Source organism: Tumebacillus amylolyticus, assembly GCF_016722965.1.
Taxonomy (GTDB): domain Bacteria; phylum Bacillota; class Bacilli; order Tumebacillales; family Tumebacillaceae; genus Tumebacillus; species Tumebacillus amylolyticus.
In genome coordinates, this window is record NZ_JAEQNB010000001.1 from 1,387,607 (window position 1) to 1,401,303 (window position 13,697).

A 13,697-nucleotide genomic window follows, 5' to 3' on the forward strand; every position below is an offset into this window, starting at 1 on the left:
TTGCCTTGTTTTTTCGAAGAGGTGTGGGTCTTTTAGAGGCGCATCTCGCGCAGTCGTTGTACGCGTTGTTGAATTGGCGGGTGCGTGGAGAAGAGGGAAGCGAGGCCCGCGCCTTTGAACGGGAAGACGATCATGAGGTGCGAGGTGGTCGGCTTCATGTTGATCGGCGGGATGCGGTGCGCCGCTTGTTCGAGCTTGACCAGCGCGCTGGCGAGACCGTGCGGGTTGCCGCAAATCCGGGCGCCGATGGCGTCCGCTTTGTACTCGCGGGAACGGGAGATCGCCATCTGGATCAAGAGCGCGGCAATCGGACCTACGATCATCATGACGACCGTGCCGACGATGCCCAGCGGGTTGTCTTCGTCATCACGAGCACCGCCGAAGATCATGCCCCATTGCAGAATATCGGAAATCCATGTGATCGCCCCTGCGAAGATCGCAGCGAGCGACGAGATGAGAACGTCGCGGTTTTTGATATGGGCCAGTTCGTGGGCGATGACGCCCTCGAGTTCCTCCGGCGTGAGAATCTGCAAGATGCCTTCCGTGACCGCAACCGCCGAGTTCGCCGGGTTGCGTCCGGTGGCGAAGGCGTTGGGTTGAGGGCTTGGGGTGAGGTAGAGCTTCGGCATCGGCAAGCCGGCGTTGTTCGTCAGTCGGCGAACCATATGGAACAGTTGCGGGGCTTCTCCCTCGGACAGTTCACGGGACCTCGTCATGCGAATCGCGATGGAAGCGGAGAACCAGTAGGAGAAAAAGTTCATCCCGATCGCAATCAGGAAGAACAGCATCGCACCGCCCCGTCCGCCAATCAGAGAACCCATCAGAACCATCAGCACTGTCAGCAACGCCATCAGGAACCAGGTCTTCAAGGTGTTCATGTTCGACAGTCAACTCCTTTTCTACGTGAGCAAGAGACAAGGGTGTTCCTCTTGTTATACGCAGGAGTCGGGGAAAAGTTTCAGCTTTTTTATTTGCTGTCTTGAGAAAGAGACGTGCCGGTCATGCCGATTCGTTCGATTTTCGATTGGACTTCGACGTGGACGGGCATTTTGGCAAACTCTTCGTCCCAGTTTTTTCGCAGGTGGTCTCTCCATTCCTTGGGGGCTTGGCGGTGGACCGTCTCGGCGGCGTGCAAGATGTCTGCGTCGTACTTGTGTTGGAGCAGGTCGAGCACGGAGAGGATGTTTTGTTTGATTTGGTTCGAGTACAGGGTTTGAAGATGATCGAGGTTCTCCGGCACCGTCAAGTTGATGTCGGAGTTGTTTTCGACGACGTCGTCTTCGCAGAGGATCGTCACATGTAGGGTAGGATGGCCGTTTTTGATTTCGACTTTGGTGTCGGTGTGTTGTTGGAGCAAGTTGATGGTGACTGTGCCGTGGTTCGGGATGCTCAGTGTTTCTACATCGTGCTTCATCTCATCTCGCAGCCAGAGCACTCCTTTGGCTTGCTTGTAGGGCACTTCGCCGATCAGTTTGCCGTTTTTGAGCACGGCAATTCCTGCGCTTTGGAACGCCTCTTCGCCGTTCGGGGAGGTGGGGTTGATTTTGATCATCGGTACGGCGACCTGCTCACCGGGTTTTTGCAACTCTCGGATCATGTGGTTCAAATCCACGTTGTAGTTGGAAACGTTGCCAAACACCAGTTTGCGCAGGGCGGCACCGGGCGTCTGTTCAAACGGGTATTTGATTTTGAGATAGTCGACGGCATCTCCTTTGGTGATGGCTACATGCGTGCGCAATCGGCTTTGCGGGTTGCGGACCAGTTCGTCGATGTACGGTTGGATGCCGCGCTTGGCGACATTTTCAGAGATCAGGTACAAGTTGCGGTCGGCGATGAACAGGCGGCGGGACATCATTTTCTGTAAGTTTTGGTGTGCGGCCCGAATGTCGTCTCCGATGCCGGAGAAGACAAAGTAGGGTTGCCCTCCCGCCATCGAGACGCCGAGTTCGCCGCCGTTGCCGGGCGGGGTTGGCAAATAGATCTGCTCGCTGAACATGATCTTGTTGTCAGGTGTGAGGTCGATCGTGGCCGCGATGGCGATTCCTAAATCGTTGATCTCGGTGCGGTCCCAACAACCGGGCAGAACTGACAAACTCAGGATGAGCAACAAACAGAGAAAACGTCTGGGCAAGAGGCAACCTCCTTTCCCGAACAGCATCTAGGCGGCAGCGGGAGACTCTTGGGAGTCGGCGGGACTGCCTTTTTTTCGAATCAGACTCGTGAGCAAGGTCAGCCACGGCAGCAAGAGTCCAACGGTGAGGGTGAACAGCGGATACACTTTCATGAGATAGATCCACACTTCGGAGCGGGTGGACGCGATCCCCGTCGATTGAAGCAGCAAAATGATGGCGAGCGGGAAGACCAGCGGTTTGTGATCCGGGAGTCCGAACCACTGTTTGAGGCCGATGGTAAGCGCGTAGATGAAGGTGGTGATCTTCAGAAACGTCCCGAACGTCCAGAGCACGATGCCGAGGACATCGAGTCGTTCCAGGAAATTGGCGATCTGAATGTAGCGGATCTCCTCGAAGGTCGGATAGTGAAACTTGCTCGCCGATTCGATGTCAAACATGGCGACAGGTCCCGTCATCGGTCCGATGAACATCAACCCGATGATCGTGAAAAACACGAGGATCGGTTTTGTCTTCAACTTTTTCTTGGGCACATGTAAAAAAATCATGCCGACCACCACCGACTCGGCAAACAGGCCGGACAGTGTCGCCGTTCCGCGCAAGAAACCGCGAAAACTCGTTTCCAGCATCGGCAAGAGGTATTCGTAATGCTTGTCTTTCATCGTCAGCAAGCTCGCCAACAACCCGATCACGACAAGCATTGGCAACATGAGCAAGGCACAGCGTCCGATGACTTCGATGCCCAGACGCGCGGTGATGCACGCGATCACCACGATGACCGTCGTCATAACCGAGTACGGGGTGGACGGCATCGTGGTGGGGAGAAAGTCGCCGATCGCGCGTATGAGCAACGCCGGCACCGCCATGAAAAACAAGAGGTACGGAATGGTGAGCAGCCGACCGAGCCATTTGCCAAACACGTTGTGTGTGATTTCGATCAGGGTTTGGTTCGGAAAGCGTTTGAGAAGTTGGATGATCGAGATCAGCACCAGACTTCCAAGCACGATGGACGGCGCAACCACCATCCAACCGTCGCGGCCTGTGAAGATCAAGACGATGCGGACGAAGATGAAGTGCCCGGTGGAAATGATCATCGCAGTCAAGAGAAAGAAGGTTTGCAACAGGGAGAGCTGTACGGTCTTCATCGCCTATCTCCTCCTCTCGTCAGGTGCCCGGCGTCATCAACTTCTCGCCGATCCCTCCAAATACCAGACGGACCAGGGAGTTCGGATCGGGTAGGGGGACATCAAGCACGTAGAGCATGCAGTACGTTACCGAAACCAGAAAGAGCCCTCCGTACATCCAGAGGTCGTATTTTTTTTTTCGATGCCAGATGCGTGGGAACTCATAGGCCCCGATGAGGGCAAAGCATAGGAAGATGCCGATCGCTTTGGCCATGTGGTGTTCCTCCTTGGGTCAGCGTTCAACCGTCGACGAACCTGTCATGCCGACGCGGCGAATTTTCCAGTCGACTTGTACGGTGACCGGCATGTTGGCGAATTCTTGGTCCCAGTGTTTCACGAGGGCGGGCCATTGTTTGGGAAACGCGTGATGCACACGCTCGCCAAAATCCACAATGTCTGCGTCGTAGTCGTGTTGAAGTTTGTGCAGGGCTTCTTCAAGTACGGTTTTCGTTTGGCGGGAGAACATTTCCTCGACCAAATCAATTGCGTTTGGATCGTCTAAGTTCAAGTCGGTGTTGTTCTCCCACACCGTTCCTTCCGGCGTGATGTTGACGTCGATGGCCGGATGGCCGTTTTTCATCGTGACTTTGTATTTGGTTTGGGAACGCATCATCTCACAGCTGATTTTGCCGGGGTGTTTGGGGATGGTGGTCGTCAAGGTGTCCGTTTTGAGCTGCTTTCGAAGCCAGAGGACGCCGTTTGCGAGTTCATCATTTAATTCACCGACCATTCGTCCCTGATGGAACACGACGATGCCGTTTGCGGTAAAATTCGGTTTGTCGTGCGGCGACGGCGTTTCCATTTTGATCATCGGGACGTAGGCGTCGCCTGTGGGCGAGGCCAGCATGATCATCAACTGTTTCAAGTCCATGCGGTAATTGGAGGAGACGCCGAACAGGACTTTGCGCAGACCTTCTGCGGGGATCGTCTCAAACGGAAATTGCGTGCGCAGATAGGGATAGGCCTTGCCTCTGGTGATCGCAATCGAAGTTCGCAAACGACTTTGCGGGTTGCGGCTGACCTCGTCGAGGTATTTTTTCAGATTCTCGCGGGCGATGTCTTCGGAGATGAGGAAGATCCGGCGATGCGCGAGAAACAATTCCCGGGACATGTGCTGTTGGATGTTTTGCATGGCGTCGCCGAGATCGAGGCCCACGCCTGAGAAGGTGAAGTACGGTTTGTTCTCCGCGCTGGCTCCTCGTCCGCCGCTCATCCGACCGGGCAACGCAATTTGCTCGCTGAAACGCACACGGTGATTGGGGGCTGTATCAAGTGCGGCTGCGATGGAGATCCCGATGTCGTTGATCTCGACACGGTTCCAGCACCCCGTGTTCAAGATCGCGCAACTCGCGAGTGCGACCGCGAGAATGGCTTTGCGTCTACGGCTTGCATTACGCACGGGACGGCGCCTCCTTTCGCTTCCCTTTGCGAAGGAACCCCAAGAATAGCAAAAACGGCAGGCCGACCAATGCCATCAGCAAGGCATAGGGCGGATAGATCACTTCTAAAAAATGCATCATGTCAGCCTGATGCCTGTACATGTGCTCGCTCATCACCGCACCGACCAGACAGACGAGACCGACGACCGAACGATAATCGGGCAAGGAAAACAGTTGAGAGACGGCAATCGAGACCGCGTAACAAAAAATCGCCAGTTTGCAGTAGATCAACAGAATCCAGACGCCCATGACGATCGGGTCGAGCCGTTCTAAAAAATTGGCGATGGAGATGTAGCGCGCCACTTCATACAAGCCGTACTGGAGACGAGATGCGATCACTTCTCCGAAGACGCCGAGGGTGTACACATTTGCGAGGATAAGCAACACGGTGACGGCACCGATCCCATAGATTCCGGCTTTTTTCGCGCCCTGCTTCAAGCGAACGGAGGGGAGCAGGAATCCGACGATGAGCAATTCACCAAACCACGAGACGATAAACATACTGCTGCGCAAAAAGGGCAGAGGCCCATTTTCAAAAAGCGGTGTGAGATGATCGAGGTCTATGTCTTTGGTGGAGAGGGAAACGACGCTGAAAACCAGTTGAATCAACTCGATGATCACAACCAACTGCGTGACGCGCGCGACCACTTCCAGCCCTTGGCGAACCCCGTAATAGACCACGGCGAGCATCAGGATCAAGATGTACTCCGGCGGCGTTCGGGTCAGGGTAACGGTCGTCGTGAAGTCGGTTAGTTCCCGTATCATCGTGGCAAATTGTCGCAAGAGGACGGAGATCAGATACAAGCCGATGGCGAGGCCGAGCCATTTGCCAAACAGGACTTGGAAGTATTGGATCGGTGTTTGCCCCGGAAACCACTTGCTGAGTTTGAGGAGTGTCATCACAATGAACAGCCCAACAAGCCCGGAAGCAAGCGGAGCGAGCCAGGCGTCTCGACCGCCGAGGTGGATGGAGAGTCCGGGGACGAACAAAATGGTGGTGCCGAGGACGATCATGGTGATCATCATGCCGAGTTGCGTCGAGGAGATGTCGTGTTTGTGCTGCAGATGGGCTCACCTCACTTTTGTTCCGTTTCCATGTCGTCTTGGGGCGGATGGGGCTTCTGTCCGTAGGGAACTCGAATTTCATTGGCGGGGCTTGGTCGTTTGTTCATCGCCCACCAAGGAACGCGTGCCAACAAGTCTTTCAGTCCTGACAATTTCAGTGGAGCGACGGGTGTCGTGTAGGGGACGCCGAACGAGCGAAGCGAGCAGACATGGACGATGATCGCGATCAGACCGATGACGATTCCGTACAAGCCGAACGTTCCGGCGAGGATCATCAACGGGAATCGCAACATCCGAACGCTGAGCGCAAACGTATAGCGCGGGATGGTAAAATTGGCGATCCCCGTCAGCGACACGACGATGACCATCGGCGCAGATACGATGCCCGCTTGGACCGCCGCTTGCCCGATGACGAGAGCCCCGACGATCGAGACCGCTTGACCGACCGTTTTCGGGAGCCGTACCCCGGCTTCTCGCAACGCTTCAAATGTGATTTCCATCGCGAACGCTTCGACGAGCGCCGGAAACGGAGACGACTCGCGGGCGGCGGCGATGGAGAGCAGGAGGTTGGTCGGCATCATCTCTTGGTGAAACGTGGTGATCGCGATATAGAGCGAAGGCAACGTCAGAGCGATAATCGTGAAGATGTAGCGAAGCCATCGAATGAGAGTGGTAAACATGAAACGCTCGAAATAGTCTTCATTAGACTGCAAATTCCCCCACAGGTTGCTGGGGGCGATCAACACAAACGGGCTGCCGTCGACGAGGATCGCAACCCGACCTTCCAGCAAAGCGGCTGCTGTCGTGTCGGGGCGTTCTGTTGGCTGAATGGTCGGGAACGGCGACCAAGGCTGGTCCTCCAGAAACTCTTCGATGTAGCCGCTGTCCAGCACGCCGTCGATGTCGATGCGCTTGAGACGCGATCGAATTTCTTCGACCAAGGAGTCTTTCGTAATTCCTTCGATATAGCTCATCACCACGTCCGTTTTGGAAACGCGGCCGATTCTCAAGCTTTCCATTTGAAAATGAGGGGTGCGGATGCGCCGACGCAAGAGGGCGGTGTTGGTTCGGATATTTTCAACAAAGCCTTCGCGTGGACCGCGCACCACCGATTCGGTATCCGGTTCGCTGGGCATCCGATGCTCCCATTGCTTCGAGCTTACGATGACAGACATCGGAAAGCCGTCGAGGAGAAACATCGTGTCTCCGGACATGCAGGCGTCGATCGCGTCGTTCATGTTGTGAACGTGGCGAGCTTGCCCGACGGCGAGAAACTTTCGCAACAGTTCGTCTGCGTCCTGTGGAGGAGGCGGGGAGAGTTGCATGCCGTCCCGACCAACGCCTTGCATCAACGGTTTTAGCACGACTTCATCGAGGTGGTTGAGGTTGACGAGTCCGTCGAGAAACACCAGTATGGCCGGGGTACCATGGAACAAGAGCACCTCGCGGATGACGAGGTCGGAGGACTTGGCAAACAGTTTTTGTAGATACTCGTGATTGACGTCCAGGTTGGCGGAGACGGCGGTCATCGTTTTTTTCGAAGGAGGTTCCGGGGTTGTGTCGGTCTCCGGTTCGGATTCGGGTTCTGTTGCTTGGGTTTCTGCCGAGTCGTTTGCTTCCATGTTTTTTTGAAACCGGTCGCGCTTGGTTCGTTTGAAACGGGGGAAGCGTTTTCGCATCGAGGTACACCTCCTCTGGGGGCCCGCAGGCAATTTTGGGTGTTTTTGCTAGAATCGAGGTTAATTTTCCCGAAATCACCAAGGTTTACGCATAGAGTTTGAAGTCAGTTTGAGGTTTGTTATACTGAGATTGTCTGTACATACATGAAGGAACGGAAATCGGAGGGAACTCACATGCTGGACTTTCAACTGCACATGCCCACCCGGATCGTATTCGGGCGTGGTGAAGTACATAAGGTCGGAGCGGAAGCAGCTCGAATCGCGGGCAAAGCGCTCGTCGTAACGGGACGCTTCTCCACTCGCAAGACCGGCGTTTTGCAAAAAGTGCTGGATTCGCTGGCAGCGGCCGGCGTAGAGGCGGTCGTTTTCGACCGCATTGAACCGAACCCGCGCACGCACACCGTGGATGAGGGCGGTCGGATCGCACGTGAGGAGAATTGCGGAGTGGTCATCGGTCTGGGCGGCGGCTCGGCGATGGACGCAGCCAAGGCGATTGCAGCGGTGGCGATTTCGTCGATCCCAAGCCACGAGTATATCTCGGGCAACCAGACGGGTCGTTGGCAAGAACTGCTCCCCGTCATGGAAGCTCTGCCGATCATGACCGTCCCGACATTGGCAGCGACCGGCTCAGAAGCAAACTCAGGCGGTGTGCTCACCCACGAACTCACCAAGGAAAAAGGCGGCGTCGGCGGTCCCGCTCTCTACCCGAAAGTGGCGATCATCGACCCGGAATTGACGTACACCGTATCTCCGAGCTACACGGCAGACGGTGCCGTCGATATGTTCACGCATTTGTACGAAGCGTATCTGACGGGGGCGGAGGACGCTCACGTTCAAGACCATGTCACCGAAGGGCTGATGCGCGCTGCGGTCGAATGGGGCCCGGTTGCTGTGAAAGAGCCGGAGAATTATGAAGCGCGCGCCGCGCTGATGTGGGCTTCGACGCTTGCGTTGATCGGAATTCCGAACAGCGGTCGAGGTGGAGCGTTCCCGGTTCATGCGATGGAGCATACGCTGTCCGCTTGGTTTGACATCTCGCACGGTCGAGGCTTGGCGATCTTGGCACCGGCGTACTTCCGCGTCGTCGCCGGAGACCGCCCGCATCGCATCGCTCGTCTGGGTCGCACGGTGTTTGGCGTGCAAGAATCGGATGATCGTGTCGCTGCGGAGAAAACGATCAAAGCGATGATCGACTGGTTCAAATCGATGGACGTCTACCTCAAACTCTCTCAAGTCGGGATCGACCGCGACTCGCTCGCCCCGATGGCGGCCGATGCCGTGCGCGTCGGCGGACGTGGAGCCGGGTTCATCCAAGCGACCCGTGAGTTGCGGGAGCCGGACGTGTTGAAGATCTACGAAGAAAGCTTCTAATCCGCATCTGCAAACAACAGAAACGCTCCCCTCGTGAATATGCTATAATTATCAGAAAAAGAGGGGAGTCACAGCTTATGGAAAACCTGAGCTTCCTTGAAAAATACAAGCGCGACCACCAACACCCGATGAACAAACTCACGCACGCCATCGGCATTCCGATGATCGTCGTTTCGATTCCAGTGGTGTTCTGGAGTTGGCAGTGGGCGCTCGCGTTGTTCGTCGTCGGCTGGATCTTCCAGTTTATCGGGCATGCCTTCGAAGGCAACCCGCCGTCCTTTTTCAAAAACCCGATCTACTTGCTCGTCGGTCCGCTCTGGATCTTGAAGCGCGTGGCGGGATTCGTGACCGGGAAACCGTTGAAGTAAAAAAAGACTCCGCTACGCCCGAGGGCGTACGGAGTCTTTTTTTTCACGGTCTGTTACATGCCGGAGATTTGAACGAGTTCGATCTCCAACTTCTGAAGCACGTCATCGAGCAGGTCAACGGGTGCCAACTTGCTGACACCGCCGCCTTGGGCGAGGGAGGGCGAACCGCCGCCCTTGCCGTCGATCATGGGGAGAACCGACTTGAGCATGTTGTTCATGTTCAGTCCGACGGCGTTGCCCCGTCCGAAGACGAGCTGCGTTTTCTCCCCGGACGAGATGAACAGCACGATCACAGACGGTTCGCGCTCCGTCATGCGTTGGGCGAGACGTTGCAAGTCCTGCATCGAGCGTTCCTCAAACGTGCGGGCGACGACGAGCGTGCCGCGTCTGGAGAGCGCTTCGTTGAGCAGGGTTTCCGCTTCGGCATGGAGGAACTGCTGTTTCATTTCTTGAAGCCCCGTGCTGAGTTCCTTGCGCTCAGCGAGGAGGCGTTCGAGTTTGTCAGGCAGTTCGTGTTCACCGGCGGTGAGTTGACGAGACATCTGCCGGAGGATGTGTTGCTTGTCTGTCATGACTTTGAGCGTGCGCCATCCGCAGACGAAGTCGATGCGGACGTTGCCTTTGTAGCGTTCGTAGCTCAAGATCTTGATCGGGCCGACTTCACCTGTGCGATGCGGATGCGTGCCGCCGCACGGGCTGTAATCGAAATTCGCGATGGTGACGATGCGGATGTTTTCGGTTACGCTCGGTGCTTTGCGAAGCGGCATCAGGGCGAGTTCTTCCGCATCGACGAAACGGGCGTCGATGGGGCGGTTTTCAAACACAATGGAGTTCGCCAGACTCTCGACTTTCTCCGTGATCTCCGGCGTCAGGTCGGGCAATGCAATGTCGACCGTCACGATCTCTCGCCCGAGATGGAAACCGACCGTCGCGGCGTCGAAAAGTTCTTCGAACGCGGCGGAGAGGATGTGTTGCCCCGTATGCTGCTGCATGTGGTCGAAGCGGCGTTCCCAGTCGAGTACGCCTTCGACGGACGTGCCGACGGCCAAGTCCGCTTTTTCCAGACGGTGGTGGATGCTGTTCTCGACTTCTTCGACGTCGAGGACGCGGATTCCGTTCAACGTGCCTTGGTCCGACGGTTGTCCCCCGCCGGTCGGGTAGAACGCGGTGCGATCCAGCACGACAAACGGCGTGCCGTCTGCTTCGACGCCCGCGTCGGTCACCGTCGCCGTGAAGAGGCGCAGGTACGGGTCATCGTAATACAGTTTGCCTGTCATGGGTAAGGGTCCTCCCTCGGGATTGGTTACTTGGTTCTCATCGGCTCAAGGATTCCGCTCTCCGCAATTCGACGCACCACTTCCCGCAGTCGTTCCACCGGTTGAACGAGGGCGATGCGCACATAGCCTTCGCCTTGCTCGCCAAATGCACGGCCCGGAATCATTACCACGTTGGCTTCTTCGACGAGGCGCAGGCAGAATTCCATCGACGGAATTTCAAAAGGCAATTTCGCCCAGACGAACATCGTCGCTTTGGGCTTCTCGATTTCCCAGCCCAGTTCGCCCAGTCCGTCGATCAATGCGTCACGACGGTCTTGGTAGACGCGGGACATCTCACGGGTATAGGATTGGTCGCCGGTCAGAGCGGCGGTTGCCGCCGTTTGGATTGCGCCGAACACGCCGTAGTCGATGTTCGATTTGAGCGTGGCGAGCGCTTGGACAACTTCTGCGCGTCCTGCGAGGAATCCGATGCGGCAGCCCGCCATCGAGAAACTCTTGGACAGCGAGTGGAACTCAACGGCAACTTCCTTCGCACCCGGTATCTCCAGAATCGACATCGGACGGTACCCGTCAAACGCCAGCTCCGAATACGCGAGGTCGTGGACGAGCACGATGTCGTGCTTTTTGCAAAACTCGATCGCTTGGCGATAGACGCTCTCGTCGGCCATCGCCGGGATCGGGTTGCCGGGGTAGGAGATCAACATCATCTTGGCTTTTTCGGCCACGTCTTGGGGGATGGCGTCAAAGTCCGGCATGAAGCCGTTCTTCGCGAGCAAGGGCAACGGGGCGACTTCCACCGACGCCAGATGCAGACCTGCTGCGTACACCGGATAGGACGGGTCGGGGATCAGCGCGACGTCGCCGGGGTTCATCAGAGCGGCGGGCAAGTGCGCGAGACCGTCTTGGGAACCCATCAGCGTCAGAACTTCTGTCGCCGGATCGAGTTCCACGCCGTGAAACCGCTTTTTAAACCATTCCGAAAATGCTTGGCGCAACGTCGGGAATCCCTGTTGGTGCGCGTAACCGTAGGTGTTGCCTGCAAGCACCGCGTCCGCAAGTGCTTGGCGAACATGTTCGGGCGGCGGCAAGTCGGGCGAGCCGATGCCAAGGTCGATCACATCGCGGCCTTGCGCCATCAAACGGTGCTTGTGATTCGCCATCTCGGTGAAGATGGACGAGGTCAGGTATTGAAGTTTATCTGCTGGTTTCATAGTTGGTAGGGGCCTCCTGCTTCGTAGTTCTCGGGTTCGAATCCTGCCGCGTTTATGGTAGGATGAGGATGTTGTAGACACAGACGCAGCGGAGAATACTCCTTCATTTTACCATAGAAAGGAATCCTATCGATATGAATGATGTTGTACGATATGAATCATTTCCAACAGATGGCCTCGCCATCCTGCGCATCGACCGCCCCGATGCGAGCAATGCCGTCAACACGGCGGTGATGGAAGGACTGTCAATCGGATTGGATCGTGCTCGCGAGGATGATTCGGTTCGCGTGCTGATCTTGACAGGGACAGGCACCCGCACATTTGTCGCGGGGGGCGACCTCAAGGAATTTCACTCCGAGCTGAAAACGGAAGAGCAAGTCTACGAAAAAATGTCGCAGATGCGCCATGTCTTAGAAAAAATCGCCCAATTCCCGAAGCCGGTCATCGCCGCGGTCAACGGAGCGGCCCGCGGGGGCGGTGGAGAAGTGGCGGCCTCCTGCCATTTTCGAATTGGGTCGGAAACTTCGACGGTTGGTTTTATCCAAGTAAAGCTTGGCATCGCGCCGGGTTGGGGCGGAGGCGTGCTTCTGCAAAAAATCGTCGGACGTCAGCAGGCGTTGCGGATGATCTTGACCGGCGAAGTGATCGACGCGCACCGGGCGCGGGAGATCGGCTTTTTTGACGAAGTGGTTCCGGCTGAGGACGTGTTGGAGGCAGCGAAGAAGTTTTCGGCTCAGATTGCGGGAAATTCAGCAGGGGCGGTCCAGAGTTTGTTGCAGTTGTTGAACGAGATGGAGGATCTGCCGCTTCACGATGCGATGGAGAGAGAGACGGCGCTGTGTTCGCGTCTGTGGATGACGCCTGAGCACGATGCGGCGGTGGATGCGTTTTTGACACGGAAAAAGGGGTGAAGAGATGAGCACTGGGATCTTCACGCTGGCGGAGCAGTTGCAAGGGCTGAACCGCAATTTGCACAACCAGCGCCGCGACCGCGTTTCGAACACGAAGTTGCGGGCGGCGCTTGAGACCTCCGTCGGGGAGTTTCGCCAAGCGCGGCGCCTGTCGGGCCCTGAGACCGAGGCGATTTTTTCCGGACGTCCGCTTGTCGGTGTGGATGGCTCGGTGAACCAAGTCGGGGGCAACTACCCGTATACGGTGCATCTGTTTAAGTCGTTGGCGAAATCGACGATGCCGGGGCGAAACGGCGAAACTGCCGTGGAGCGGGTCGAGATGATCTCACCGCTTCTGCCGGACAACCTGCGGGAGATTCGGAACTTCCTCGAAGAACGCCGCCATGAGATTCGGGTGAACGAGGGGCTTGACGATACAGAGCGCGTAAACGACCTCGCCGAACAGCAAGCCTATTTCATGCTCGCCGATCAACGGATGGTCGAGATGGAATTAAAAGTGGCGATGGAGGCCATCGAGCGTTTTTCCCCGCATCTGGTGTTGATGGACGGTGGTTTTTCGCGGTTGAAAGGCAAGGGTGGCGAGTTGTGGGATCAGTTCGAAGATCTCGCGTTGACGATGGGTTCGGTGGTCGTCGGTGTCATTGAGGAAGTCGGCTCCTACCGCTTGCAATCGCGACTTGGAGAAGACGTGCTGAACGGGTTCGTGCATCGCCATGACCGGGAGATTCTCTTCGGCACGCTCAACCAGGGCGAATGGTTGAAAACTTCCCTCGACCGCCCGATCAAAAACGAGTTCTACACCGTCTTCACCCGCCTCTCCGACTTGCCGCAAGCGGGCGCGTGTGACTTTTTGCGTGAACAGGCGGATGCGGTGGAAGATGTGATCGATTTCATCTACACGATTACGCCGAACAAGTCGCGGGGGATTCCGCTCTGGCTCGATGTGGTCGATGCGGAAGTGCGGCTGACCAAGAAGCAGATCGACTTGATTGTGAAGACCAACGTGGACGTGGAGAACATCGAGTCGTTTCTGCGGCCGCAGCGGGATAGGAGGGACTTCTAA

The 13,697-nt window shown here is 56.5% G+C and carries 13 protein-coding genes; 4 read left to right on the top strand and 9 right to left on the bottom strand.

Annotated features, from left to right (window positions below; translation table 11 throughout):
* Positions 1-32: 32 nt before the first annotated feature.
* From JJB07_RS06515 to JJB07_RS06545, 7 genes are all read right to left on the bottom strand, one after another.
* Complete coding sequence (locus JJB07_RS06515; RefSeq protein WP_201632433.1) at positions 33-878, bottom strand: zinc metalloprotease HtpX; 846 nt, start codon at positions 876-878, stop codon at positions 33-35.
* 89 nt (positions 879-967) lie between these two features.
* Positions 968-2,131 (bottom strand): Ger(x)C family spore germination protein, encoded by a 1,164-nt coding sequence (locus JJB07_RS06520; protein WP_201632436.1) that lies wholly within the window; start codon positions 2,129-2,131, stop codon positions 968-970.
* A gap of 27 nt (positions 2,132-2,158) precedes the next feature.
* Positions 2,159-3,274, bottom strand: a complete 1,116-nt coding sequence (locus JJB07_RS06525) for a GerAB/ArcD/ProY family transporter (RefSeq protein ID WP_201632439.1) — start codon at positions 3,272-3,274, stop codon at positions 2,159-2,161.
* Positions 3,275-3,293: 19 nt separating this feature from the next.
* Positions 3,294-3,527: a hypothetical protein gene (locus JJB07_RS06530; RefSeq protein WP_201632442.1), complete on the bottom strand. Its 234-nt coding sequence runs from the start codon at positions 3,525-3,527 to the stop codon at positions 3,294-3,296.
* An 18-nt stretch (positions 3,528-3,545) separates the two neighbouring features.
* The gene (locus tag JJB07_RS06535; protein WP_201632445.1) at positions 3,546-4,712 is read right to left on the bottom strand and encodes a Ger(x)C family spore germination protein; all 1,167 of its coding nucleotides are present in this window, start codon (positions 4,710-4,712) and stop codon (positions 3,546-3,548) included.
* Complete coding sequence (locus JJB07_RS06540; RefSeq protein WP_283809080.1) at positions 4,705-5,817, bottom strand: GerAB/ArcD/ProY family transporter; 1,113 nt, start codon at positions 5,815-5,817, stop codon at positions 4,705-4,707. Before JJB07_RS06540 ends, JJB07_RS06535 begins: the two co-directional genes overlap by 8 nt.
* 11 nt (positions 5,818-5,828) lie before the next feature.
* Positions 5,829-7,496 carry a spore germination protein gene (locus tag JJB07_RS06545; protein ID WP_236587630.1) on the bottom strand — a complete coding sequence of 556 codons (1,668 nt, stop codon included), beginning with the start codon at positions 7,494-7,496 and terminating at the stop codon, positions 5,829-5,831.
* Positions 7,497-7,670: 174 nt separating this feature from the next.
* Here JJB07_RS06545 and JJB07_RS06550 point away from each other — a divergent pair, with 174 nt between their 5' ends.
* Positions 7,671-8,867, top strand: coding sequence for an iron-containing alcohol dehydrogenase (locus JJB07_RS06550; protein ID WP_201632451.1), 1,197 nt, complete (start codon positions 7,671-7,673; stop codon positions 8,865-8,867).
* Between the two features lie 77 nt (positions 8,868-8,944).
* Positions 8,945-9,235, top strand: a complete 291-nt coding sequence (locus JJB07_RS06555; RefSeq protein ID WP_201632454.1) for an Mpo1-like protein — start codon at positions 8,945-8,947, stop codon at positions 9,233-9,235.
* 53 nt (positions 9,236-9,288) lie between these two features.
* Here the strand turns inward: JJB07_RS06555 and JJB07_RS06560 are convergent, their stop codons facing one another.
* Positions 9,289-10,512: an alanyl-tRNA editing protein gene (locus tag JJB07_RS06560; RefSeq protein WP_201632457.1), complete on the bottom strand. Its 1,224-nt coding sequence runs from the start codon at positions 10,510-10,512 to the stop codon at positions 9,289-9,291.
* A gap of 26 nt (positions 10,513-10,538) precedes the next feature.
* Entirely contained in the window at positions 10,539-11,723 is a 1,185-nt protein-coding gene (locus tag JJB07_RS06565) for an aminotransferase class I/II-fold pyridoxal phosphate-dependent enzyme (protein WP_201632460.1), read from the bottom strand.
* Between the two features lie 134 nt (positions 11,724-11,857).
* On the opposite strand from JJB07_RS06565, the gene JJB07_RS06570 reads away from it, so the two are divergent.
* Together JJB07_RS06570 and JJB07_RS06575 are read left to right on the top strand one after the other, a co-directional pair.
* Positions 11,858-12,634, top strand: coding sequence for an enoyl-CoA hydratase/isomerase family protein (locus JJB07_RS06570; RefSeq protein ID WP_201632463.1), 777 nt, complete (start codon positions 11,858-11,860; stop codon positions 12,632-12,634).
* A 4-nt stretch (positions 12,635-12,638) separates the two neighbouring features.
* Positions 12,639-13,697 carry a DNA double-strand break repair nuclease NurA gene (locus JJB07_RS06575; protein ID WP_201632466.1) on the top strand — a complete coding sequence of 353 codons (1,059 nt, stop codon included), beginning with the start codon at positions 12,639-12,641 and terminating at the stop codon, positions 13,695-13,697.

Coding starts and splice junctions, on each gene's coding strand:
- JJB07_RS06515 (WP_201632433.1), bottom strand. CDS start 878: ATGAACACCTTGAAGACCTGGTTCCTGATGGCGTTGCTGACAGTGCTG.
- JJB07_RS06530 (WP_201632442.1), bottom strand. CDS start 3,527: ATGGCCAAAGCGATCGGCATCTTCCTATGCTTTGCCCTCATCGGGGCC.
- JJB07_RS06555 (WP_201632454.1), top strand. CDS start 8,945: ATGGAAAACCTGAGCTTCCTTGAAAAATACAAGCGCGACCACCAACAC.
- JJB07_RS06570 (WP_201632463.1), top strand. CDS start 11,858: ATGAATGATGTTGTACGATATGAATCATTTCCAACAGATGGCCTCGCC.
- JJB07_RS06560 (WP_201632457.1), bottom strand. CDS start 10,512: ATGACAGGCAAACTGTATTACGATGACCCGTACCTGCGCCTCTTCACG.
- JJB07_RS06525 (WP_201632439.1), bottom strand. CDS start 3,274: ATGAAGACCGTACAGCTCTCCCTGTTGCAAACCTTCTTTCTCTTGACT.
- JJB07_RS06575 (WP_201632466.1), top strand. CDS start 12,639: ATGAGCACTGGGATCTTCACGCTGGCGGAGCAGTTGCAAGGGCTGAAC.
- JJB07_RS06550 (WP_201632451.1), top strand. CDS start 7,671: ATGCTGGACTTTCAACTGCACATGCCCACCCGGATCGTATTCGGGCGT.
- JJB07_RS06545 (WP_236587630.1), bottom strand. CDS start 7,496: ATGCGAAAACGCTTCCCCCGTTTCAAACGAACCAAGCGCGACCGGTTT.
- JJB07_RS06565 (WP_201632460.1), bottom strand. CDS start 11,723: ATGAAACCAGCAGATAAACTTCAATACCTGACCTCGTCCATCTTCACC.